The following is a 24,619-nucleotide window of genomic DNA, read 5'->3' as shown; positions in this document are numbered from 1 at the left end:
TCTTGTGGATTAAAGGTGATTATAGCGTAACATTCTCCAAAAACTCAACCTCATCACCCCGAATAATGAGCGCATCAATACTAAATGGTATATCAATATGTTTACTTTTCATATAGTAATGTGCCGAATTAATTACTTTACGCAATTTAGCAAAAGTCATATTATAAATAGGATCAAAATCTGCCTTGGCTGATTTAACTTCAACAAAATGTAATACTCCATCTTTTTGGGCAACAATATCAATCTCTCCAAGTTTTCTAGCAAAGTAATTTCGTTCGATAATTATATATCCTTCTTGCTCCAGAAACCGTGTTGCCAAATCTTCGCTGGTATCACCAAATATTTTAGGTAACTCATGCATCATCTCTTTTCCTATTCACTTATTTCTAAAGTGGGACATATGATCTTCTCAAAGTGTTAGCCACATGCTATATTGTCTCCTACAGGAATTATATCAACTTTTACCGACTTAAAACGTGCAGTCATAATAAGCTCATCACACTCATCACCAAAAAGTGCATTAATACGACTTCTGGCATGATGAAAAGTACAAAAAAGTGTACGAGGCTTGACTTTATCGGTATAGTGTACTAACAGTGCTTCGCTCTCTCCATACTGGCTTTTTAAAACTATTCTGTTACCAAATTTTCCTTCATCTTCAAGTGGCACAAGCAATATATCTTCATCATATTTTGTATCAAGCTTATCACTACGCTTAGTCTGTGCAGCATTATTGTAGTGAGCCAATGTACGTCCTGTGGTGAGGTAGTATCCTGTCAAGCTCTCTTTATAGAAATTTTTTTCGACAATCTCTCTCACCATTCCACGAAGTTTATATTGATGATAACTATAGCATCCCAACCCATCTTTGGTTCTAAAATCAAGCAGATGAAGTACTGGCGTATCATCATCATGAATAGGCCACTGCATTCCACGTTTTCGGTGACGTGCCAAGCGATAATACTCTGCCCCAGCAAAACGCTTAGGAGCCTTTTTGCGCACTTCATTCCAAACATCTTCACTATTTTTAAAGTAGAAGTTTTCATCACCTCCCATCTCTCTAGCAATCATTGTCAATACTTCCCAATCATCAGGAAGATTAGACTTAACCAATGGTTGAGAAAGATGTAGACGTCGCATTGCATTGATGTAGACTCCCGTTTTCTCATAAGCAGAACGTACCCCTATGACTATATCTGCCTTCTTTGCTGTCTCCACCATAAAAAGATCCTGAACCATTAAAAACTCTAGTCCATCTAGTGCCTTATTGCTTTTATTGATGTTGGGGTGGATATGGCTGATATCTTCACCCATATTGAGTAGTGCCTTTACCCTCCCTTCAAGCATTTCATCAATTAGCTGTGGAGTCATTAGCCCTATTTTCTCCGGTGTCTCATAGTCAGGGTCATAATAAGGAAGACACCCCATATCACATGCACCTTGTACATTATTCTGCCCACGAAGTGGCATCAGTCCTGCACCAGTTTTACCAATATTGCCTGTTAAAAGTGCCAAATGGGTAATCGCCATCACTGCATAAGAACCATCAAGGTGCTCAGTGATTCCAAGCCCCCAAAATATCATTGATTTTTTAACCGCATACTCACGAGCAATATTGGGGATCATCTTAGCAAGATATTCATACCCCTCAATCTGCTCAAAAAACTTTGGATTAGCATAAGCATCATTCAGTATCTGCTCTTTGTATGCATTAAAACCTTTGGTACGGTTGTCAATAAAGTCCTTATTGTAAAGTTCCTCATCAATAATTACATATGCCATCATATTTAAAATAAGCAAATTGGCTTCATAGGGAATTACACAGTTATACTTGGCAAGCTTTGCCATTTTTGTCTCTCGCACATCAATAATAGCAAGATTGTTGAGTTTCTTTGCCTGTGCTACCATACGATTGGCAATAATTGGATGTGCTTCCATCGTATTGGAGCCAATAACCACCATAAACTCTGTATCGTAAATATCATTATAAGGATTGGTTGCAGCCCCCTCTCCTATAGTCGTACGCATTCCCTTAAGACTGGGTGCATGACAAACTCGTCCACAATTATCTACATGGGGTGATTCCATTATTTCACGGGTAAACTTTTGGAATACATAGGCACTTTCACAGTTGGTTCTTGCACCACCTATCGCACAAAAACTCCATCCACCATATTTTTCCTTTATCTCGCCAAGCTTCATTGCAGCAATTTTGACTGCTACCTCCATACTGCAAGTCATATAATCACCATCAAACTCTGTTAGTTTTCCTTCAAACTTATTAGAGATTTGTGGATTACAATCTAAAAAGGATTTTTTAATGCGTGGCTCTCTTATGCGATCTTTTGCTTCCACAAAGTCGTATCCATATTTCCCTTTAATACAAAGCTTTCCTTCAGAAACTACACCATCTTTTTGTGCATAAATCTTAACAATCTCATTATCTTCTACTACACCAGTAATGTCACATCCAACTCCACAATAGGTGCAAACACTCTCTATCTCTTGCCTATCATATTTTTTTGTCATCGTCCATCCTTTTTCGTTACAGTCTTAAACCACTATCTTGGACAAAATTTATCCTATATTAAACTTTTTTGACTATCATCCTGATTAAACCTCGTCATTGAGGATAGATTATATCACACTAGGAGTACCAGATGTTTACAATTGAAATGCAAAAAGAGTGCGGTTGCTTCAAAAAAAGCGACTATGTCAATCCAATAGTATTTAAAAGCAAAGATGACGCACTTATGCAAGCGCGGCTTATGGAAAACCACATGAACAGAGAATTTTGTCAAAAGCACTTTTTTACTGCAGTAGAAGAGGGAGAAAATAAAATTGTCATTCAGGTTGAAGAGAGAAAAAAAGAAGAGAGCCGTGGCGGTGGATGTTGTGGTGGTGGGCACTGTTCATAGGGGTTAACCTATGGAAGTTTATCCCTACTTAAAGTTTCCAAATACCAGCGGTGCTTTAAGGTCTTCTATTTTTCTTACAAGCGTAATGACTAATTGAAGATCATCAATTTTCTTTCCAGTGACACGTATCTCATCACCTTGAATTGTAGGTGTAACTTTAAGTTTAGCATCTTTAATTGTCTTAACAATTTTCTTTGCTTCATCTTTCTCAATACTGTCGATAATGCGGTAGATCACTTTAATATTTCCACCACTTATCCCTTCAGTCTTGACCTCTTCGAGTGACTTTGGGGAGAGCCCACGCTTAATCATTTTTGAGAGTACAATATCCTTTAGTGTATCAATCTTATTATCACTAGAAGAAGAGAGGTTTAGCACTTTGGCTTTTTCGTTTAAGTCTATGTCAATCATAATTCCTTTAAAATCAAAGCGCGTATTCACCTCTTTTTTTACCTGCTCAATAGCATTTTTCATCTCCATCATGTCAAGCTTTGCTGTAATATCGAAATAGTGGTCTTTTGCCATTCTATCTCCTTTATATATCTTAGATATTGATTTTATAAAGATTATACCCCAATTAGAATTTTAAAAAAGGTAACGCAACTATATAGAGTATTAAAAAAATAAACGCAGGAAGTCTTAGCTTTGAAGATAAGAAATAAAAGCCGTATTGTTTTTAGTAAACCTAACAATTATAAATAGTGATTGAATGGTGCATATAAGGGATTTTCAGATGGTACGGATGAGAGGACTCGAACCTCCACACCGTTAGGCACCAGATCCTAAGTCTGGCGTGTCTACCAATTCCACCACATCCGCATAGTTTTATCTTAACAACAATAAAAGGTGGTACACCCGTCAGGATTCGAACCTGAGACCGCCCGCTTAGAAGGCGGGTGCTCTATCCAGCTGAGCTACGAGTGCATCTACATAAAGTGGTACGCCAGAGAGGAGTCGAACCCCTAACCCTCAGATCCGAAGTCTGATGCTCTATCCAATTGAGCTACTAGCGCAACTTTGGAATAGGTTAGTACTCAATCAATATGGGGTAGGCGACGGGGCTCGAACCCGCGACAACCAGTGCCACAAACTGGTGCTCTACCAACTGAACTACGCCTACCATAAAAAAACATATTTTAATGTCTTATTACTATTTTCGATACTAAAATGGTCGGAGTGAAAGGACTCGAACCTTCGACCCCCTGGTCCCAAACCAGGTGCGCTACCAGACTGCGCTACACTCCGAAATAAAAGGATTGCAATTATAGTAAAAAGGTTTCTATTTGTCAATAGTTTCCTGGAAAAAATAGAAAAATCAACAGCACTACTGAAGATAGTCTTCAGAGAAAATAACTATAAAATACCTAAATCAACTATTTCTAGAAGTATATCAATAGAATACTACTTCTTTAATGGTGTAGCATACATATTGATATATCGCCCCTCTTGTTTTGGAGCAGACTCAAGTTGTGCAATATCTTCTATCATTGGCCAAACACGATTGAGCACTTCTACACCCCATTCAGGATTTGCCATTTCACGACCTCGCAGAAAAACTCTCAACTTAACATGCTTGCCTTTTTCAAGAAATTCACGAGCATGTTTAACTTTATAAGCAATATCATTTTCTGCAATTTTACAGGAGAACTTAACCTCTTTAACCTCAATTTTCTTTTGGTTTTTTCTTGCCTCTTTTTTCTTTTTCTCAAGCTGATATTTATGTTTTCCATAGTCCATAATCTTAGCAACAGGGGGATTGGCATCAGGTGACACAAGTACCAAATCCAATCCTTTCTCTTCTGCAATACGTAATGCTTCGTTACTGGAAATAATACCAAATTGTTCGCCATCATCTCCAAGTACTCTCAGCTCACTAGCCCTAATAGCACCATTCATAATGGTACTATCGGGCTTCTTTCTACCCCTGTTGTTTCTATCGTTTTGTCTACTCAAATTGTTCCTTCTGTAAGTTGTTTAGTCAATTCTACCATAAATTCATCTTGTGTAAGATTATACTGTTCACGAGTACGTCGGTTACGAATGGCGACTGTATTGTTATCTACCTCTTCATCTCCAATAATCACTACATATGGCACACGTTGCTTCTCTGCCGTTCTGATGCGCTTATTCAGTGAATCATTCTTATTATTAATCTCTGCGTCTATGCCTGCCATACGCAACGTTTTCTTAAGTTTATAAGCATAATTAGCATGACTCTCACCAATTGGTACAAAAATCACTTGTGTGGGTGCTAAGAAAAATGGAAACTCTCCAGCATAATGCTCTGTCAAGATACCAATAAAACGCTCAAAGCTCCCCAAGATTGCACGGTGAATCATGACTGGTTGCTTACGACTGTTATCTTCTGAAACATACTCCACCTCAAAACGCTCAGGAAGATTGAAGTCAACCTGTATGGTTCCACACTGCCATTTTCTCCCAATGGCATCAGTGATCTTTATGTCAATCTTTGGTCCATAAAAGGCACCTCCACCCTCATCGATGGTATACGGTAAATTATTACCCTCAAGCGCATCCTTGAGACCTTGTGTTGCCACTTCCCAAACCATATCATCACCAATGGCCTTTTCAGGTTTAGTAGAGATTTCCATTGTATACTCAAAACCAAAAAGTTTCATAACGCTGTCAACAAACTTGACAACATCAAGCACTTCAGATGAAATCTGCTCAGGTGTACAGAAAATATGTGCATCATCTTGTGTAAATTCACGTACACGAAGTAATCCATGCAATACTCCAGACTTCTCATGCCTATGTACTACCCCGTACTCATAGTAGCGCAATGGAAGATCGCGGTAACTCTTTTGTGTCTGCTTGAAAATCTGAATATGACCAATACAATTCATTGGCTTAATGCCATATTCTTGTTCATCAATCTCAGTAAGGTACATATTTTCCCCATAACAAGCATAGTGACCAGATGTACGCCACATATCTGCCTTGAGAATCTCAGGACCACGTACAGGCTCATAGCCGCGTATAAGGTGTGCATTATGAAGAATTTGTTCAAGCTTGTAGCGCAACTTAGCACCCTGTGGCATCCAAAATGGTAATCCTGCACCAGACTCTTCATTGAACATGAAAAGCTCCATCTCTGAACCAATCTTTCGATGGTCACGCTTTTTAGCCTCTTCAAGCATAGTAGTATACTCTTTAAGTGCCTCTTTGGTTGCAAATGCTATACCATAAATACGAGTAAGCATCTCAGCATTCTCATTGCCACCAAGATAGGCACCTGCCACTCGGGTAAGTTTGAAATTATTTAAAAATCGTAGTGCCGGCACATGTGGTCCGCGACAGAGATCTTCAAAATCACCTTGTTTATAAATAGAGACTGTCTCATCAGGAATACGCGAGAGTACTGCTTGTTTAAGATCATCATTCTTAAACTTTTTGAGTGCCTCTTCTTTGGATATCTCATACTTTTCTATCTTGTATTTCTTCTTGATGAGTTCTTTCATCTTTTTTTCAATCTTTCTAAGATCTTCCTCACCAATTTTCTCTTCTACGCGAAAATCATAGTAGAAACCTTCATCAATGACAGGACCGACAAAAAACTTGGCATTGGTATAAAGCTCAGTAATTGCTTGTGCCATTAGGTGTGCTGTGGAATGGCGAATAATCTCCAATGCTTTTCCACTGTTATCATACTCAACAGGGATTGCATTACAGCTCTCTTCTATACTCTGTGTATCGATAATATTTCCTTGATCATCTAAATAACCAATTAAATTCTCACTCAAAATAAAACCTTTTATAATCTAGTAATCACCCTGAGGGCACTTAAAAATGGAGCCATTATAGCTAAAATCAACTTTTACACCAAAACATATCTATATTACTGGAGAAAAGTCTACCAATAGCATATTTACCAAAAAAATCATGGGTCTTGCTATCTGTATATATTCAAATTTAATATTTTATTTTTAAAAATCTACTCTATGGGCATCTAAAGTCATAAAAGGTACTCTACAATTCATCTATTGTCTCAATAAGTGTTTCAATCTCATGCTCATAGCTGGCTACCTGTTTGGCAAGGCGCAGGTAGGCCTTAAGTAGCGTATCTGGCCTGTTGTCTGCATTTAGATTTATCCCAATCTCTTGAAGATCTTTGTTAACAAAATCTGCAAAATTATCTTCAAGCTTGATCTCATAACGATTTCCACAGACAGTCAGTCCAACATTTTTCATTTTCTCAATCCTTAAGATTTTACATAATTAAGAAGTTAAACATAAGAAATATCTGCCCAATACCCCTTGTCTTAGTTATGCGAGTAGTGTCTCTACTTGGGCAATAATCTTTTCTATTTCTACATCTTTTTCTTCAAGTTCACGTTTGAGGGTCTCTATCTGTTGGTCTTTATCGCTTTGTGAGCCTGAAACATTGAGTAGTTCATTTTTAAGTTGTACATTTTCCTGTTTGACCTTCTCATAGTCTATTTTAATCTGGGTAATCTTCTCTTGCAGTCTCTGTAAAGCATTCATCACTCTTTCCTCTCTTTTTTATGCAGTATCATAACAAAAAAATGAGAAATTAAAAATTAAAAGTTACTACTTATCTTCTCTTGCCTGCGTATAGGCAGCATAATAAGTACTCCCATCAGCAAAAGTATTGACAGTCAATTTAGAGAAACACTCTAGATACTCCCAAAACATTTTGATAGGCTCAATATCAACATGCTGTGCCTTGTCTACAAGTGCCTCACGCATGGTTCCAAGCCATTCAACGCGGTTATTCTCATTAATAGAAAAATCATCATGAAGGCGTATCATATATTCATTAAGGTTCATCCCTCTGCTTGCTCCTTCGTAAACCTTTGGTCCACCACAAATTTGTACAAAAAACTTGGTATTTTTCTTCTTAACCTCTTCAAATGCCTCTTCGTCCTGTGGAAAGAAGTGGGCAATCTTGCTTTCATAAATCTTATTATAAAAATCAAACATTAATTCTTTCATGCCTTCTTCACCACCAATGGCATCAAAGAATGCTTTTGGTGGGTTTTTGAAGTGTACAGGTTTGCCTTTCTCTACCGAGGTCATCGGAAGTGCCAAAATCTCTTTTTTGGTTGCCATAATAAGTACCTTTTATCTATTTAATTTTATATAATTATAACATATACAGAAGAAAGATTACATTTTTTTATCACAAAAACGCTCCTGTAGGCATCCGTAGCTCTCTATGCGCCTATCCCTCAAAAAAGGCCAAATCTTACGTACTTCTTTAGATACTTCAAGGTCAATATCAACCATGAGTATCTCCTCCTTCTCTCCTGCATGAGCAAGAAACTCACCCTGAGATCCAAAGACAAAGCTGTTACCCCAAAAGCATATACCCTCAAGAATACCGGAGCTATCTTTTTCATTCCCCACACGGTTAACGGTAATAACCGGGATGCTGTTAGCAATAGCATGGCCTCTTTGAACACTCATCCATGCATCGCGCATCTTCTGTTTCTCTTTGGAGGTATTCTCTTTTTCGCAAAACTCATCAAGACGGTCTTTAGGGCACTCTAAATAGCCAATGGCAGTAGGGTAAATAAGCACATCTGCACCCTTAAGTGCCATAATGCGTGCCGCTTCAGGATACCACTGATCCCAGCAAATCAAAACACCCAACCTTCCCACACTGGTATTGATGGGTTCAAAACCTATATCGCCAGGGGTGAAGTAAAACTTTTCATAATAACCAGGATCATCTGGAATGTGCATTTTGCGGTATGTGCCTGCAACACTACCATCCTTTTCAAAGACTACGGCAGTATTGTGATATATGCCTGCTGTACGTTTTTCAAAAAGTGAGACAACCAACACAATGCTATATATTTTTGCAACACTACCCCAAAGTGCTACATCTTCCTCAAAACTTTCAGCATAGTCAAAAAAGGCTACATTCTCACTTTGACAAAAGTATTCGTTTTGGTGTAGCTCTTGTAATACAACAAGCTCTACACCTTTAGTTGCCACCTTGGCTATTTTGTCAATAGTAACTTTAATAGTCTCTTCTTTGGTTCCGTAATACTTCTGTTGTATCAATGCTGTTTTCATCCAATTCTCCTAAAAGGCAACTTGCATAGTAGAGCAGTGCAAACTGCCACCCTGTTCAATAAGCTTAAGACAGTTAACAGGAATAATCTCTTTACCGGGAAAGAGGGTTTTAAACAGTGCTCCAACCATTTTATCATGTCTGTCGCAGTAAGTAGGATAGACAAGTGCGTCATTGGTAATGAGAAAATTAGCATACGTTGCAGGAAGCCGGTTTCCTTCACTATTATATTTAGCTTCACACATTGGTAACGGTACAAGTGTATAGGGCTTGTTCTCTACTGTACGAAATGTCTGAAGTTGCGCCTCCATTGCCATAAGCGTTTCATAGTGTTCATCCTCTTTGTTATCACATCTAACATAGGCAATGGTTTTTTTGTCAATAAAGCGTGCAAGAGTATCAATATGGCTATCAGTATCGTCTCCAATAAGGTGACCATGATCAAGCCATAGCACCCGCTTGGTACCAAGATATTCGTGTAGCTTTATTTCTACCTCTGTTTTTGTTAGTCCTTTATTACGATTAGGATTGCATAAGCATTGTGATGTTGTCAATATGGTACCTTCACCATCACTCTCTATGGAACCTCCCTCTAATACAAAATCAATGGATTGCAAGGGTGTTGTACCCATCAACCCTGTTTTGTAAAATGCTCTATTGACGGCATTATCAAATTCTGCATCAAATTTTCCACCCCAACCATCAAAGGCAAAGTCAAGCAATTTTTTCTCCCTATCTTCTTCGATACCAATATAACCATAATCACGTATCCATGTATCATTGGTGGCAAGTTCCCAAAAAATCATATTATGAGTGGAGCAGAACATATCAGCAGTATATTTTGTATCTTTACAAATAATGTAAACTGGCTCTTTATAGGCAATTGCTTGAGCAATGCGAATGAATGGTGACAGCGCTTCATCGAGTGATTTTGGGTCATCTAGGTTGTACCAATCGGTCTGCTTATGGGGAAAACTCATGAGTACACAACGCTGTTTTTCCCATTCGGCAGGAAGCCTTCTCATGAAACATTCCTTTAAGAAGTTTGGTATGGATTATTTTGAGGTATTTCTACTGGGCAATATAGGCATATATTGCCCCTAAAGCAACTTTGATGATAGTGCCAATTATGTAAACTTCTGGTTTTTATTTTTAGCTATAATTCTTTATGGCAAAAATCATAATCAGTAAAGACAACTTCTATCACAATCTTAACCAAATCGTCCTGAAAATAGGCTCAAAAGAAAAAATTGCTATTGTGCTTAAGAACAATGCCTATGGGCATGGCTTGGTACACATGGCAAAACTTGCTTCTGCATTTGGTATTACTCGGGCAGTTGTTCGAAACCGTATAGAAGCAGAGATAATACGAAAATATTTTGGGTATATTCTTGTGCTAGGTGATAGGGCAACAAAAGATGAAGTATGCTGTTTTGCACTCAATACACTTTTAGATATTGAATGTTCAGAATTGGGTGCAAAGGTTGAGCTCAAAGTCGATACAGGTATGCACCGAAACGGTATTGACATCACAGAGCTTGATAAAGCACTAGAGATGATCCGGAACCAAGAGCTTGAACTGGTTGGCGTGATGACTCACTTTCGTAGTGCCGATAAGATGGGATCAGAATTCTTTTGGCAACAAAAGCAGTTTGAGAAGATTAAGAGACGTGTGCAAAAGGCAGGCTTTACAAATATATATTTTCACTCTCATAACTCTGCAGCAATTTTGCGAAGTAATCATTTTGATGAAGGTATGGTGCGTGTAGGCATTGCTGCCTATGGCTACAATGAGCTTCCTAAAACTTTTGACTCTATACAACTTAAACCAGTCATGAAGTTGATAGCACAAAAAAATGCTACCCTAAAACTTAAAGCAGGTAAGAGAGTAGGGTACGGTGGAACCTTTGTGGCACCAAACAATATGACTATCTCTACCTACGATATTGGCTATGGAGATGGCTGGTGTCGAGGTGACACTTTTGCCCCCTATGTAACCGCCGAGGGGTTGCCTATTCTTGGCCGTGTTTCGATGGACTTCATTACACTTGAAAGCGATACTGCTGAGGTATGTATATTTAACAATGCACAACAAGCAGCAAAACAACTAGGAACAATCAGTTACGAGATTATCACAGCATTATCAAAAGATATTGAGAGGATTGTTGTTTGAATTTTCTTTTTCCATATTTCACTTTATGCCTATCGTTTTACAAAAAGTATTAAACTATTTTTGAAACTAAAAAATCTTAACAACCTTTCTAGAAGAGTATATCATCACAAAAATATTAACTATATATCAATTTCTATCACATAGATAATACTTGTCACAACCAATAATCTTTTGTACTTAAAATAACCCTATTTACGCTATAATCCTCTCTTAATCCAAGGATAGGAGTCTCATGAAAAAGGTTCTCATACTTTGTACTGGGAACAGTTGCAGAAGCATCATTGCAGAAGCACTTATCAATGCCAATCTCGAAGGTATTAAAGCGGAGAGTTCTGGTGTCAGGTCTTCAGGCAGAGTTAACCCCAATGCCAAAAAGCTGCTCAAAGAAAAAGGTATCTGGTGCAACACGTACCATTCTAAAACACTTGATGCAGTCATAGAGAATGACTACAACCTCATTGTAACTGTCTGTGACCATGCCAAAGAGACTTGCCCCATGTTTCCCAAGCCAATTAAGACTATTCATATGAGCTTTGAAGATCCTGATGGAAAAGGATATAATACTTTTGAAAAGACATATACAGCAATAGAGCAAATGTTGCTTCCTGCTATCGAGAAAGTACTTAAATGCTTTGATGATGTTGCTATACTAAATGACAATGATCTTATCTGCTACTGTATGGAAGTAAGCAAGCAGACCATCGCGGAAGCGATACAAAATGGAGCAACTACACTCAAAGAGGTTAAGGAACACACCACTGCCTGTACCGGAAATACATGTAAAAAGAAAAATCCAAACAAACGCTGTTGCTCTCAAGAGATTAACCAACTTATCAAACAATATAGTAAAGGAAATATAATGAACAAAAATGTACTACAAACCAATAATGGGGTGAAAATCAGCTTTACTGGGGCAGTTGAAAAACAAAATATTATCAATATGGTACAGAACTGTCAAAATGGGCAGTGCGAATGCATGAGTGAAGAGACCAAACAAAAAATTACCAACATGGAAGTCAAAGGAATTGATGGAGATGTTGCACTTGAACTTAGTGGCAATGTTAGCAAAGAAGAGATCGAAGCAGCACTAGCAAAATCAAAGGTACTCAACTCATAATGCTTATCGCAGTCACTCTTTTTTTATTGACTCTTTTTTTTATTATTTGGCAGCCCAAGGAATTACAAATAGGCACTACGGCAGTTATTGGTGCACTGGTTGCCTACTTGCTTGGAATAGTCAGTATTAACAATATCATTACCGTTATTGATATTGTTTGGGATGCGACACTGGCATTCATTGGTATCATCTTACTCTCAATGGTGCTCGATGAGATTGGTTTCTTCGAATGGGCTGCTATCAAAATGGCAAAACGTAGTGGTGGTAGTGGTAATAAAATGTTTATTTATATTCTTATTCTTGGTGCACTGGTTGCCGCATTCTTTGCTAATGATGGTGCTGCACTCATACTCACGCCTATTTTACTTGCAAAAATGAAGTACCTCAAGATGAACCCCGTTGCTATCTTTGCTTTTTTGATGGCAGGTGGGTTTATTGGAGACAGTGCTTCTAATCCACTGATTATCTCAAATCTTACCAATATCGTCACGGCTGGCTATTTTGATATTGGCTTTCTTGAGTATGCACACCATATGTTTTTGCCTAACCTTCTGAGTATTATTGCATCCATTTCTATACTCTGGTTCTACTTTCGTAAAGATATCCCTCTTAAGGTTGATGTAGCACTGCTACCAGAGGCCTCTTCGGTCATCAAGAACAAGACAATGTTTAAGATAAGCTGGTTCTTTCTTGTACTCTTAATGCTGGGCTACTTCATAGGCGAACAGTTCCATCTACCTGTCTCACTCTTTGCGCTTGGAGGTGCACTCATCTTCCTTGTCATCGCTACCCACTACAAAGCCACCAAACCCATTATGACCATCAAGGCTGCACCATGGCAGGTGGTCTGGTTCTCCATCGGACTCTATGTAGTGGTCTATGGGCTAAAGAATGCTGGACTTACAAATGAAATCGCACTCTGGATAGAGATATTGCGAAAACAAGGGGAAACTGTAGCCATTATTGGGACAGGCTTTCTCTCAGGATTTCTCTCGGCAACCATGAACAACATGCCCACCATCATGCTCATGGATATTGCTATAGACAAAGTCGGCTATGTGGACAATGAGGCACTTGCCTATGCCAATATTCTTGGGGCAAACCTTGGTCCCAAAATGACACCTATTGGTTCACTCGCTACCCTGCTCTGGTTACATGTGCTGGCACAAAAGGGGGTGAAAATAGGATGGGGTGAGTACATGAAAGTTGGATTGATCATAACCCCTCCAGTACTTTTTGTTTCACTGCTAGGGTTACTACAATAAAGATAAATTAACCTAGAAGGTATGCAAACTTTTTTACCCAATCACCCCATGCTGGAGATCCTTCTATGTCCAAACCATTCGATTGCAGATCTTTGACTAGCATAATAGCAAACTCGCTAGGAAGCTGTAAAGAGAAGTTGAGTACATTCTCGATGGCTTCACTAGAAACACTCTCCCGTACAGCATTGACCAGCCCAACAGTAAGCGCCATCAACACTTTAAGGTTCTCCTCTTTGAATTCTGTAAGTGTACCATCAAGTATACTACTTAAATCAGGCAATTGCTTCATTACCTTTTTAAAACTACTGTACCCTACTGCCGCTTCACGTCCTACTGCACCACTGATACTATCTAGCATCAAGTCAGCATCTATACTACTTTTAACAATACTGTCAACATACTCCCAGCTTCTTGGTGTTGCAAAAGCTTTTTCGTTTGAGGTAGGGTCAAAAGTAAAAAGCATACTCTTATCATAAGCAAGATACCCAATAATGGTACTCTCTATGCCTGAATTATATGCCCATGCCTTCCAGTCATCAAAATCTACCTCCATCTCAAAGTGCACAAAACGGTTGGCAAGAGGTGGGGGCATCTTATAGATCACCCCCCTATCGTTCTCTCGATTTCCTGCTGCAACAATGCTCCACCCTTTAGGCAACTCATACTCCCCTACTTTCCTATCAAGAATAAGCTGGTAAGCAGAAGCTTGTACTGCAGGGGGTGCTGTGTTAATTTCATCAAGGAAAAGAATACCCTTAGAGCAAGGGTCATTTGGTAAAAAACTTGGCTTTGCCCATGTGCCCTCTTTGGTCTCTGTATTAAAAAAAGGGATTCCTTTCAAATCTGTTGGATCAAGCAAAGAGAGCCGAAGGTCAAGAAAGTCAAGCCCCTTAGTCTGTGCAATTTGTGTAACAATAGAGGACTTCCCAATTCCTGGTGCTCCCCAAATAAATACTGGAAGCTGAGAATCAATTAATTTATCAATGACCTTTATGATACTTGATGCTTTCATGTGTTGTAACCTCGTTTATATATTCATCATTACTTTTTTTTGTGTCAAAACCTCTTCATAAGATTTAGCAAGATTCTCATTTTGTGCCAACTCATTCTGTAGCCTTGTGTCAACCTTGAGAATATCAAGTAATTTCATTGGAAGTGAAGTATTTGTTGCTAATCCACGGTTAATCTCAAGCAAATCTTTTTCAAAAAGTATTTTTATTAATGGCTGTGGCAACATAGGATTGTGTGCCAGTGCCACTAACACTTCCATATCATTTCCATGTGCTTCGTAGAGGTCTTGGAGTATCCATACTGGCGTAGAAGGATTTTTTGCCATTGGGATGAATACTTCCTCAAGATTAAGCCCATAAATATATTTGAGCACAGAAGAGGAAATTGTACTATTTTCACTCAATGCTACAAGCACCTTTGGTTCTTCTTCTTGCAGAAGTGCCTCTATAGCTTCTTTTTCTAAATATTTATTTACACCTATTAACTTCATCAATTCTATGGGGAGTGGCATATGTCTAATCTTCTTAAGACGAAACATATCAATTGGCTGATGTGTCAGCAAAAGAGCAATCACCTCCTCATCTGTTCGCTCTAGTAGTGCACAAAAAAGTGTATTGTCGATAGTTAGGTTTATTGCGAGTGCTTTGTCAATCTCTTGATCTTCTTTGGAAAAAAGAGATTTGAGTACCTCAAGAGAGGTCTTTGGGTTTCCTGCCAGTGCCCGAAATATATTTACATCACGGTAAGAGAGAAGTTTACGTACTAATGGTTCAGTTATATATATATTTCTTGCAATCGTTTGGCGCAACGTCACACTCTCTTTTCCTCGAACAAGGAATTTAAAATTTGGAAAATTCAATAACACATCAAGTAGCTCTGAGTTAGTCGCCTCTGTTGCAAGACGACGTAGGGTTAAATGGCTATAGAGCAAATCCTCCTCACTAGGACGAATATCAATATAGCGACGAAGCGTATACATGATAATATCTCTGTCCTGACGGTTGTCCTCCTCCTCTTCATTAAAGATGTAGAGCCTAAGCAACCTAACAAAGAATGTGTCACTGAAATGTTCATTGCCAAGCAATCTTACTATTCTTTCTTGATCATTTCCTAGCTTAATTGCCATCAGTAGCGCATCATCATCAATCTCTTCAGAGAGAAGCTCTTCAAGCTCTGTCAACTTATAGAACGGTAGTCCTTTGCTGTAAGCTTGGTTAGAAATATCTTCTTCAACTGGATTGAGCCTATGCCCTTCAATCACGCCAACAATATCTTCATCGAGTATCTTTACTGCCATCATGCCATAAGGCTTAAGAAAACGGTCTATTTCCTGCTGGGTAAAGATACCCTCTCTCCCCAAAAAAAGTACTCTCTTTCCTTTAGATGTCTTAAGCAGTTTAATCAATGTTTGTTTTTCATTCATCATACTTCAGTATAGCACAGCTGCTTTTAAATGGGAGTTAAAGACTCTTAATTATCTACATCTGCTAAAGTAATGGCAAAGAGTATATTGATTCCATGTATATGTAGTACTTTTTGTGCTTCCTGAAGCGTAATACCTGTTGTCATGATATCATCGACAAGGATTACATCAATATCTGACTTACCTCTGTAGAAAAAATCTCTAGGATTTTTCAGACGATACTCCAGTGATTTTCCTGAATAATTTACTTTATTTCTTGCACGTAGCACACCATACAGAGGTGTTACACCTTTCATCTTCATTGCATGGGTTAATTGTGCCACATGCGAATAGCCACTTTTGACATCTTCATCTATGCCGACAATATAGATATCTCTATCATCATATTCAACAAATTCCTGCATAAAAGGATGAAAGAGCTTTTCTCCTAATGTTTTATAGATACGAAACCCTTCAGGTTTATGCTTAGTAAGAAGCAGTGGCTCAAGTGTACTGTAGCGATAAAAACTAATTACATCAAGTGTACCCACAGTCTGAGTTTTAATGTCTGGTCTAAAGAGAGTTTTCCAGCAAGTCTTACAGATGGCCTGCAAACTAAGTTTACTACAAGAGAAGCAGCGCATAGTTATTTAAAACTATAAAAAATTCCGAATAATCATTGCAAAATGCAATACAAATAGATTGAGAATAAAAATACCCATAGATGATGCTTTTGATAAAAAATGTTCCAATGGGGTTTTTTCCCTATGGAGGGTTTTAATACTAATAACAAAATGTACTACCGTCATCACAATAATCACCACTACAATCATCAACTTTGTTCGCAACGCATCAATCACTTCATTGTGTATGGCTGTATCAAAAAGTATTGTAATCAATCCATTATTATTAATCATGGTAATCCCTGAAGCCAAAATTAATAATAATGCCCCTGTTTCAAAATAACCATAAATGGGTCCAATCCGTGGGTAAACTGCTTCTTGATCACTCTTTTTATATAGTGAAATCCCCAAGACAAACATAAAAAATGCTCCACCAATCCATGCAATAGCAGCAATGAGATGTAGATGTATTGCCCAACCCATTATTGATGCCCCATTGTACAATAGGTTTTTGCAGATATGGTATCAAGCAATAGCAGTTCATTGGATTTAATATAGTAATAGTATTTTGACTCTTGTACAAGATAGACTGATATTCTCATATTATAAAGCTTGAGAAAGGTGTTATACCCAAGGTTCTTAATGTAAAGAACATCAACACCAAGTGTTTTAAAGTACTCAAAAAATGAAGTAGACTTTTCTCTTCGATGGGTATTTTCTTGTATGGTAATTTTTCCTTTATCTAAAAATACAAAGAATGGTGCTTTTCGAAAGCCTCTTGCAATTGTTTTGTGATCTTCTTCAAGTGGGATAAATGTCATACTGCTATCTTTCTTAGCTATCAAGCTTTAATACTGCCATAAAAGCTTCTTGTGGCACATTGACTTTACCAATTGCCTTCATACGTTTTTTACCTGCTTTCTGTTTCTCAAGTAGTTTACGTTTTCGGGTAATATCACCACCGTAACACTTTGCAGTCACATTTTTACCCATCGACTTAACATTGGTACGAGCAATAATATTATTACCAATACTCGCCTGTATTGCTACTTCAAAGAGTTGGCGAGGTATAAGTTCTTTAAGTTTTTCAACGAAAGCAAGCCCACGCGTACGTGCTTTATCTTGAGGAACAATAATTGAAAGCGAATCTACCACTTCTCCTGCCACACGGATATCAAGCTTGACTAAACTGCCCGATCTGAAGCCAATAGGCTCGTAATCAAAACTTGCATACCCCTTGGTAATAGATTTAAGTTTATCATAGAAATCCATAACAATCTCATTCATCGGGATATCATACTCCATGAGCACCCGTGTTTCATTCAAGTAGTCCATCTTCACTTGAATGCCACGACGGTCATTGAGTAGCTTAATAAGATTCCCTACATACTCCTGTGGTGTTAAAATAGTTGCCTTGACATATGGCTCATAAATAGTATCTATCTTTTGTGATTCTGGTAGTTCTGAAGGATTCTGTATCTCTATCTCCTCACCATCTGTCTTCCTGACACGGTAAACTACTGTTGGTGCCGTAGCAATAAGCTCAAGATTGAATTCACGCTCTAAACGCTCCTTTACCACCTCCATATGCAACATACCTAAGAAACCTGTACGGAAACCAGATCCCAATGCCATAGAGCTTTCGGGCTCAAAAGTTAGAGAAGAATCATTGAGCTTGAGTTTATTAAGAGCATCTCGTAAATCTTCAAACTTATCTGTCTCAATTGGATAAATACCCGCAAATACAAATGGTTTTGCGGGCTCAAATCCACCAATTGCTTCAGATGTTGGATTCTTTGCATCAGTGATAGTGTCCCCTACTTGAAGTGCTTCGACTGTTTTAAGACCAGTAACAACAATACCCACTTCTCCTGTTTCAATTTCTTTCGTTTTAATAAGGTTGATAGGATTAGGATACATCAGGTCGAGTACCTGATGCTCCTCTTTTGTACCCATGATCTTGATCTTCTGGCCTTTTTCTATCTTACCGTCAAAGACACGCACCAGCGCTAGTGCTCCCAAATAATTATCAAACCAACTATCATAGATGAGTGCTTTTGTTGGTACTGTTTCATCTCCTTTTGGTGCAGGGATTTTTTCAATAATCATGTCAATAAGTTCAGAAACCCCCTGTCCTGTCTTGGCAGAGACAAGTGCATGTTCGGTCGCATCAATACCAATGGCTTCTTCAAGTTCACCAAGTACTCTATCGGGGTCTGCTGCAGGTAAATCAATCTTGTTAACCACAGGAATCAATTCAAGATCATTCTCGATGGCAATGTAAACATTGGCAATAGTTTGCGCTTCTACACCTTGTGCTGCATCGACAATAAGCAGTGCCCCTTCACATGATGCAAGCGAACGGCTCACTTCATAAGAAAAATCAACATGCCCTGGAGTATCAATAAGATTAAGAATATAGTGCTCTTCGCCCTTAACATAGTCCAACCTTACTGACTGAGCCTTAATGGTAATACCACGCTCTTTTTCAATGTCCATTGTATCCATTACTTGTGCGGACATCTGTCTATCTGTCACCGCGCCACACTCTTGAATAATACGGTCTGCTAAGGTTGACTTGCCGTGATCAATATGGGCAATAATGGAGAAGTTTCGGATATTCTTCTGTGGTACTTTTTTACTCACGGTACTATTCCTTAGAATAATCAAAAGCTATGATGTTCATCAAGGCAAAACATCTGTATGGACTGCCTTAATGTTTATCTCTTTGTTTCTCAGCTTATCTCAAATAGAGAATTCACGCTCTCATTGTTATGGACTCTACGGATCACTTCTCCTAGCATTGAAGCAGTAGAGAGCATCTTAATCCTTTTTGATTGCTTCGTCATAGGAATCGTGTTTGCAACAACCAGTTCATCTAGCTCTCCCTTCTCGATGTGCTCATAGGCTGACCCAGAGAGTACGGGATGCGTGCAGCAAGCCATAACCGATACTGCTCCACATTTTTTAAGTGCAGATGCTGCTTTCACCATTGTTCCAGCAGTATCAACCATATCATCAATAAGAATAACATTTTTACCATTCACATCACCAATAATATTCATCACCTCTGCAACATTTGCTTTCTCACGACGCTTGTCTACAATAACCATATCAAGTCCCAACCTATTGGCAAAGTAGCGTGCACGTGCTACCCCACCAATATCGGGAGAGGCAATAATGGGGTTAGTAAATTTCTTTGCCTTAATGTAATCCATAAAAAGAATAGCACCATAAAGGTTGTCGACAGGGATATCAAAAAATCCTTGTATCTGTGATGCATGCAAATCAACTGTAACCATACGAGTGATTCCTGCTGTTTCCATCAGATTGGCAACCAGTTTAGCCGAAATAGGTACTCTTGGTGCTGCTTTTCTGTCTTGCCTACCATACCCATAGTACGGTACCACAGCAGTAATAGATTTTGCCGATGAACGCTTAAGTGCATCAGTCATAATAAGAAGCTCCATCAGGTTGGCATTGGCAGGGGCAGAGGTAGGCTGGACAATAAAAACATCTTTTCCACGTACACTTTCTGCAATTTGAATAGAGATTTCACCATCAGAAAAACGGTTAATATTTGCTTTTGACAATGGCATCTCAAGATAGGTAGCAATCTCTTCAGCAAGCTGTAGGTTAGAGGTGCCGGAAAATATCATATATCCGCTCATGGTAGTACCTTTTAGAGAAGTTATTTATGGCGTATTCTACACAAAGTAGGCTAAAAAGGGGATTTAAAGGGCATTGGTATTACACTTATGTAATTTTTTACGTAGGACAGAGAGATGATACGACAGTTTTTTAAAAAGATTGCTACCCATAAAGATAAGTTTGATCATATTCTCGACAAATACAAAATTCCTAAAGAGTACTTTAACGTCAATCGTCATATGATTACAAAAGGTATCCTTGTAGGGCTCTTTTGGGGCTTCATTCCTATGCCCATGCAAATGGCAGGTGTAATGATTACCACACCTCTTATGCGTTTTAATGTTCCTATCGGTCTGGCAACAGTCTGGCTTAGTAATCCTATCACCTATCCACCACTATGGTATTTAGAGTACCTAACAGGTAACTTGCTTATGGGTAGAGAAAATTTACATGATATCGAATTAACTATGGAGTGGTTTAGTAACCACTGGGATGATATTTTTATACCACTCTATATTGGTACAGCCTTCTATTCAACTATTGTTTCCTATCTGATTTATCTACTACTTAACTGGCTATGGAAATGCTCAGCCATGCAAGAGTGGGATACAAGAAAAAAGAGAGAAAAGTTCAATATATAGGTATTTTTATGAAACGAAGAGACTTTCTAGCTGCCGCAACAATGGGAGCAACTACTTTGACATTAGGTGGTTGTCATAGACCCAAAGAACAAAGCAAAGAAGGGTCAGCTAATATTAATTATGGCAAAAAAGTTACACTCAAACTGGCAACTTCATGGCCAGCACACTTTCCTATTATGGGGACAGGAGTGGATGAGTTTGCTAAACGTTGTAGTGAACTCAGTGGTGGCACACTGGAGATCAAGGTTTTTGCCAAAAATATTCTTGTGCCTGCCATGCAGGTCTTCGATGCTTGTTCTGCTGCACAGATAGACGCTTTTCACTCTGGCGTCTACTACTGGAAGGGTAAAAATCCCGCCTTTTCTATCTTTGGAGGTATGCCACTTGGTCTTACGAGTGAAGAGATGATTACATGGTTTAAGTTTGGTGGTGGTTATGAGCTATGGCATGAACTCTACGACAAATTTCATCTCTATCCACTCATCGGTGGAACAACTGGCCCCCAAATGGGTGGATGGTTCAAAAAAGAGATTAAAAGTCTTGCTGACCTCAAAGGATTAAAGATGCGTATCCCTGGACTTGGGGGTGAAGTACTGAAAAAATTGGGAGTTAATCCTGTACTACTACCTGCAGGAGAAATATTTACTGCACTTGATCGTGGTACCATTGATGCAACTGAATGGGTTGGGCCAGCACTTGATAAAATGATGGGCTTTGACAAAGCTGCCAAATACTACTATACGGGCTGGCATGAGCCTGGTTCTATTCTTGAATTAACATTTAACAAAATACGATGGAATAAACTCTCCCCTGAACATCAGGCTATTATTACTACTGCAAGTGAAGAGATGACAAACAATATGCTTCAAAAATTCCGGTATGAGAATGCCAAATCCTTATTGGCACTTCCAAAAAGTGTACAAATAAAGACTTTTCCTAAAGAGATAATGGAGGCAGCAAAAAGAGCACTCAAAGAGGTACTTTTCGAACAGGGCACCAAAAGTAAAGATTTTAAACGGGTAATGGCAAGCTATGAGGCTTTCTATAAGCTCAATAAGCCATGGGATGACATCAGCACAAAAAACTTCTTAGAGATACGTAGCTAAAATAAAAAGTGGGTATTTAATAGATTACCCCACCTCCGAGTAGCCTTCTGTCATCATAAAATGCGGCTACCTGTCCTTTGGCAAGACCAAAAACAGGCTTCTGAAGTGTTATGGTAGCTTTTTCATCTTCAATCTTTACATGGCATGATACCGCTTGAGTACGATAACGTACCTTTACTTGACAATCAAACTCGATAAGCTCCTCAAAAAGGTTAATTTGCTTCACCCTAAAGGCATTCTCTTCGAGCTTCTCTCTGGTACCTACAACTATTTGGTTCTCTTGGGGATTAATTTTGAGTACAAAATGTGGATCATGCGCACCATTAACAAAAAAACCACGACGTTTTCCAATGGTATAGTGCATATACCCTTTATGGCTACCAACTACGTTACTCTCTGTATCAATCACTTCACCAGGTATATCAATATTCATATGTTTAGCGAGTACCTCATCATAGGTATTTTCTACAAAACAGATCTCCGAGCTTTCTGATTGGGTAGCGAATTCTTTAAGTATCTCTATGTTGGCTGCATAGGCTTTAACATCAGGTTTTTTCCATGTACCAAGCGGAAAAATAAGCCGCGAAATTACCTCTTTTTTTACTTTACATAAAAAATAACTCTGATCTTTATTCAAATCCTCTGCTACATAAATATGCTTACCATCGCATTGTATGTAGTGACCTGTAGCGATATATTCTGCTCTCACAGAATCAGCAAACTCTACCATTTTCCCAAATTTTATAGTACGATTGCACATAACACAAGGATTAGGAGTAATTCCCTGCTTATAGCTTTCAACAAAATACTCATAAACATTATCATTGAACTCTTTGCTTAAATCATAAAAGTGTACCTTGATACCAAGATAGTGTGCCACTTTCTGTACTTTACGCCAATTCTCTTCGTGGTAGCTAGGTTTGTCGTGCAGTTTCATGTAAACACCTTCGACCTCATAGCCCTCTTTTTGTAACAACACAGCAGTGACTGTTGAGTCTACACCACCACTCATTCCTACCAATATTTTTTTTCTCACCCTTCAGCCCTTGTGAGTCACTTAGGTTTTATCCTTTGTGTATATCCCCAATGAAACGCTCAAGCAGATACTCTTTGCTGGCAACAAGGAGATCATCTGGTACCTCCTGTCCGGTAGCAAAATAGCTCATCGGAAGTTTATGTGTGAGCATAAAATTCATTAATGCACCAAGATGTTTTGTCTCATCAAATTTGGAAATAATTAATGCATTAATATCTAAAAAAGAGAAATTCTGGTAAATATCATTCATGTCTTCATACTTAACTGTTGCCGGAAGCACTAAGTGCACCTCCATCTCCTTAACTGTTTCTAACTTAACAAATGTAATGGTTTTAATGAATTTTTGTGTGTCATAAGGAGACATTCCTGCCGTATCAACCAAAACAATATCATAAGCATCAAGTGCCTCAACTTGCGCCTTGAATGCTTCTGGTGTTGAGACAGCAAAGTACTCAATTTGCATAATATCTGCATAGTGTGCTAATTGCTCAATTGCTCCTACCTTGTAATTATCAAGATTAATCAATGCTACCTTGCATGGGCGCTCCAAAAGGTAGGCATAGCGTGCTGCAAGTTTGGCAATGGTCGTTGTTTTTCCCACTCCTGTGGACCCAACGAGCATAATAATTTTTGATTCTGAGACATTCTCCTCTTTTACTTTCAATATCTCATCAATCTCCTCAAGCAGATAAGAGACAATTAACGAGGCATCTTCCGCAATCGGCATACCAACCATTGTATTTAAAACACTCTCTACCCACTCTACTGAAATCCCTTTTTTTACAAAAAGTGCCTTAACTTCTTCAGCTACTGATGTATATGGTGTATTACTTACAATCTCTTTTTTCATCTCTTCAAGCTGTACTTTCAGCTCGCTTATCTCTTCAAGGAGCGCCTCTTCTTCGTTTGTCTCTTTGGAATGTAGTGAACCCCTCCCAAAAGAGTACTCCATAAAAAGTGCTTTAGCTACAGCAATGACTACCTCAGAACATATCTCTCCATCATTATGACAAAACTGCTTGGCTGAAACAATCTTAATATTTTCTTTACCATATTTCTCCACTGCTTTCTCGTACGCCTCTTTGGGGCTTAAAGCAATAAATGTTTCGTTAATCATCTTCCTACCTTTCTCATTTTTGCTAACGGTATAAGTACCGAACTACGCTGCATCCATTTTGGGTGAGGCAGGGTTAATTCGCGACTTTGTATTACAATATCATTATAAAATATCAAATCGATATCTAGCGTTCTTGGTCCATCTTTAAAAAAACGCTTCCTTCCAAACCGTTTTTCCACACGGAGGACATAGTGTAACAGTTGACGCGGAGTCAAATCTGTTTGTACAGAGATTAGACCATTGATAAAATCATCCTGTTCTAAAAATCCAAAGGGTGGGTTTTTCAAAAGCGGGGAAGTCTCAATAATATCTATTATGGATTCTCTTTTGAAAAATATAAAAAGATGTTCAAACCGGCGTACTACATCACCGATATTCCCACCAATTCCCAATAGTACCTTATGGCATTTGGAAGAATGCTTTTTAGTATTATAGGGAAAATGTGGAGAAAAAATCAATGTATGTATATTATTTAACTTTTTTCTTTTTATCATA

At 38.5% G+C, this 24,619-nt stretch carries 26 protein-coding genes, 5 tRNA genes and 1 pseudogene; 7 read left to right on the top strand and 25 right to left on the bottom strand.

What is annotated here, in order from left to right; translation table 11 throughout:
- Positions 1–19: 19 nt before the first annotated feature.
- Complete coding sequence (locus LGB01_01685; GenBank protein ID MCB4752929.1) at positions 20–361, bottom strand: YraN family protein; 342 nt, start codon at positions 359–361, stop codon at positions 20–22.
- Between the two features lie 56 nt (positions 362–417).
- Positions 418–2,529 (bottom strand): molybdopterin-dependent oxidoreductase, encoded by a 2,112-nt coding sequence (locus LGB01_01680; protein MCB4752928.1) that lies wholly within the window; start codon positions 2,527–2,529, stop codon positions 418–420.
- Between the two features lie 131 nt (positions 2,530–2,660).
- On the opposite strand from LGB01_01680, the gene LGB01_01675 reads away from it, so the two are divergent.
- Positions 2,661–2,918 (top strand): hypothetical protein, encoded by a 258-nt coding sequence (locus tag LGB01_01675; GenBank protein ID MCB4752927.1) that lies wholly within the window; start codon positions 2,661–2,663, stop codon positions 2,916–2,918.
- A 24-nt stretch (positions 2,919–2,942) separates the two neighbouring features.
- Here LGB01_01675 and LGB01_01670 read toward each other — a convergent pair whose 3' ends face one another.
- The 13 genes from LGB01_01670 to LGB01_01610 all read right to left on the bottom strand — a co-directional run bounded on the left by LGB01_01670 (position 2,943) and on the right by LGB01_01610 (position 10,007).
- Positions 2,943–3,443: a YajQ family cyclic di-GMP-binding protein gene (locus LGB01_01670; GenBank protein ID MCB4752926.1), complete on the bottom strand. Its 501-nt coding sequence runs from the start codon at positions 3,441–3,443 to the stop codon at positions 2,943–2,945.
- Positions 3,444–3,652: 209 nt separating this feature from the next.
- Positions 3,653–3,737 (bottom strand) — tRNA-Leu (locus LGB01_01665).
- A 28-nt stretch (positions 3,738–3,765) separates the two neighbouring features.
- A tRNA-Arg gene (locus LGB01_01660) sits at positions 3,766–3,842 on the bottom strand.
- 12 nt (positions 3,843–3,854) lie between these two features.
- Positions 3,855–3,931 (bottom strand) — tRNA-Arg (locus tag LGB01_01655).
- A gap of 31 nt (positions 3,932–3,962) precedes the next feature.
- A tRNA-His gene (locus LGB01_01650) sits at positions 3,963–4,038 on the bottom strand.
- 48 nt (positions 4,039–4,086) lie between these two features.
- Positions 4,087–4,163: transfer RNA gene (locus tag LGB01_01645), tRNA-Pro, on the bottom strand.
- A gap of 156 nt (positions 4,164–4,319) precedes the next feature.
- Entirely contained in the window at positions 4,320–4,871 is a 552-nt protein-coding gene (gene infC / locus LGB01_01640) for a translation initiation factor IF-3 (GenBank protein ID MCB4752925.1), read from the bottom strand.
- Positions 4,868–6,682, bottom strand: a complete 1,815-nt coding sequence (thrS, locus tag LGB01_01635; protein MCB4752924.1) for a threonine--tRNA ligase — start codon at positions 6,680–6,682, stop codon at positions 4,868–4,870. The genes infC and thrS overlap by 4 nt, the downstream gene beginning before the upstream one ends.
- Before the next feature lie 226 nt (positions 6,683–6,908).
- A complete protein-coding gene (locus LGB01_01630; protein ID MCB4752923.1) occupies positions 6,909–7,130 on the bottom strand; it encodes a hypothetical protein in 222 nt (73 codons plus the stop codon).
- Positions 7,131–7,205: 75 nt separating this feature from the next.
- Positions 7,206–7,424 (bottom strand): hypothetical protein, encoded by a 219-nt coding sequence (locus tag LGB01_01625; protein ID MCB4752922.1) that lies wholly within the window; start codon positions 7,422–7,424, stop codon positions 7,206–7,208.
- A gap of 66 nt (positions 7,425–7,490) precedes the next feature.
- Positions 7,491–8,012 carry a globin gene (locus LGB01_01620; GenBank protein MCB4752921.1) on the bottom strand — a complete coding sequence of 174 codons (522 nt, stop codon included), beginning with the start codon at positions 8,010–8,012 and terminating at the stop codon, positions 7,491–7,493.
- Between the two features lie 57 nt (positions 8,013–8,069).
- Positions 8,070–8,984 carry a carbon-nitrogen hydrolase gene (locus tag LGB01_01615; protein MCB4752920.1) on the bottom strand — a complete coding sequence of 305 codons (915 nt, stop codon included), beginning with the start codon at positions 8,982–8,984 and terminating at the stop codon, positions 8,070–8,072.
- Between the two features lie 9 nt (positions 8,985–8,993).
- A complete protein-coding gene (locus LGB01_01610) occupies positions 8,994–10,007 on the bottom strand; it encodes an agmatine deiminase family protein (protein ID MCB4752919.1) in 1,014 nt (337 codons plus the stop codon).
- Between the two features lie 143 nt (positions 10,008–10,150).
- Here LGB01_01610 and LGB01_01605 point away from each other — a divergent pair, with 143 nt between their 5' ends.
- The 4 genes and pseudogenes from LGB01_01605 (at position 10,151) to LGB01_01590 (ending at position 13,537) form a co-directional block, all read left to right on the top strand.
- On the top strand, positions 10,151–11,155 hold the full coding sequence (locus LGB01_01605) for an alanine racemase (GenBank protein MCB4752918.1): 1,005 nt from the start codon (positions 10,151–10,153) through the stop codon (positions 11,153–11,155).
- Between the two features lie 232 nt (positions 11,156–11,387).
- Positions 11,388–11,783: pseudogene (locus LGB01_01600) on the top strand (arsenate reductase ArsC).
- Between the two features lie 51 nt (positions 11,784–11,834).
- Positions 11,835–12,272 carry a (2Fe-2S)-binding protein gene (locus LGB01_01595; GenBank protein ID MCB4752917.1) on the top strand — a complete coding sequence of 146 codons (438 nt, stop codon included), beginning with the start codon at positions 11,835–11,837 and terminating at the stop codon, positions 12,270–12,272.
- Positions 12,272–13,537: an arsenic transporter gene (locus LGB01_01590; protein ID MCB4752916.1), complete on the top strand. Its 1,266-nt coding sequence runs from the start codon at positions 12,272–12,274 to the stop codon at positions 13,535–13,537. The genes LGB01_01595 and LGB01_01590 overlap by 1 nt, the downstream gene beginning before the upstream one ends.
- 7 nt (positions 13,538–13,544) lie before the next feature.
- On the opposite strand, the gene LGB01_01585 is transcribed toward LGB01_01590, so the two are convergent.
- The 7 genes from LGB01_01585 to LGB01_01555 form a co-directional block, all read right to left on the bottom strand.
- Positions 13,545–14,549 carry a MoxR family ATPase gene (locus LGB01_01585; GenBank protein MCB4752915.1) on the bottom strand — a complete coding sequence of 335 codons (1,005 nt, stop codon included), beginning with the start codon at positions 14,547–14,549 and terminating at the stop codon, positions 13,545–13,547.
- A gap of 15 nt (positions 14,550–14,564) precedes the next feature.
- Entirely contained in the window at positions 14,565–15,974 is a 1,410-nt protein-coding gene (locus tag LGB01_01580) for a hypothetical protein (protein ID MCB4752914.1), read from the bottom strand.
- 44 nt (positions 15,975–16,018) lie between these two features.
- Positions 16,019–16,501 (bottom strand): ComF family protein, encoded by a 483-nt coding sequence (locus LGB01_01575; protein ID MCB4752913.1) that lies wholly within the window; start codon positions 16,499–16,501, stop codon positions 16,019–16,021.
- A gap of 105 nt (positions 16,502–16,606) precedes the next feature.
- A complete protein-coding gene (locus LGB01_01570; GenBank protein ID MCB4752912.1) occupies positions 16,607–17,056 on the bottom strand; it encodes a hypothetical protein in 450 nt (149 codons plus the stop codon).
- The gene (locus tag LGB01_01565) at positions 17,056–17,394 is read right to left on the bottom strand and encodes a hypothetical protein (protein MCB4752911.1); all 339 of its coding nucleotides are present in this window, start codon (positions 17,392–17,394) and stop codon (positions 17,056–17,058) included. The genes LGB01_01570 and LGB01_01565 overlap by 1 nt, the downstream gene beginning before the upstream one ends.
- 13 nt (positions 17,395–17,407) lie before the next feature.
- Positions 17,408–19,219, bottom strand: coding sequence for a translation elongation factor 4 (gene lepA, locus LGB01_01560; GenBank protein ID MCB4752910.1), 1,812 nt, complete (start codon positions 19,217–19,219; stop codon positions 17,408–17,410).
- An 89-nt stretch (positions 19,220–19,308) separates the two neighbouring features.
- Positions 19,309–20,244 (bottom strand): ribose-phosphate pyrophosphokinase, encoded by a 936-nt coding sequence (locus tag LGB01_01555; protein MCB4752909.1) that lies wholly within the window; start codon positions 20,242–20,244, stop codon positions 19,309–19,311.
- A 114-nt stretch (positions 20,245–20,358) separates the two neighbouring features.
- Between LGB01_01555 and LGB01_01550 the strand changes: the two genes are divergently transcribed.
- A complete protein-coding gene (locus tag LGB01_01550) occupies positions 20,359–20,865 on the top strand; it encodes a DUF2062 domain-containing protein (protein ID MCB4752908.1) in 507 nt (168 codons plus the stop codon).
- 8 nt (positions 20,866–20,873) lie between these two features.
- The gene (locus LGB01_01545) at positions 20,874–21,971 is read left to right on the top strand and encodes a TRAP transporter substrate-binding protein (GenBank protein MCB4752907.1); all 1,098 of its coding nucleotides are present in this window, start codon (positions 20,874–20,876) and stop codon (positions 21,969–21,971) included.
- A gap of 16 nt (positions 21,972–21,987) precedes the next feature.
- Here the strand turns inward: LGB01_01545 and mnmA are convergent, their stop codons facing one another.
- Genes mnmA through folK form a run of 3 tightly spaced genes read right to left on the bottom strand, consistent with a single transcriptional unit; the run spans position 21,988 to position 24,618 of the window.
- Positions 21,988–23,007, bottom strand: coding sequence for a tRNA 2-thiouridine(34) synthase MnmA (mnmA, locus tag LGB01_01540; GenBank protein MCB4752906.1), 1,020 nt, complete (start codon positions 23,005–23,007; stop codon positions 21,988–21,990).
- 28 nt (positions 23,008–23,035) lie between these two features.
- Positions 23,036–24,124: a flagellar biosynthesis protein FlhF gene (locus LGB01_01535; protein ID MCB4752905.1), complete on the bottom strand. Its 1,089-nt coding sequence runs from the start codon at positions 24,122–24,124 to the stop codon at positions 23,036–23,038.
- On the bottom strand, positions 24,121–24,618 hold the full coding sequence (gene folK / locus LGB01_01530; protein ID MCB4752904.1) for a 2-amino-4-hydroxy-6-hydroxymethyldihydropteridine diphosphokinase: 498 nt from the start codon (positions 24,616–24,618) through the stop codon (positions 24,121–24,123). The genes LGB01_01535 and folK overlap by 4 nt, the downstream gene beginning before the upstream one ends.
- Between the last annotated feature and the right edge of the window lies 1 nt (position 24,619).

Origin of the sequence: Sulfurovum sp. (assembly GCA_020525365.1) — a bacterium.
In the GTDB taxonomy this organism is placed as follows: Bacteria; Campylobacterota; Campylobacteria; order Campylobacterales; family Sulfurovaceae; genus Sulfurovum.
This window is presented reverse-complemented; position numbering and strand designations above follow the sequence as displayed.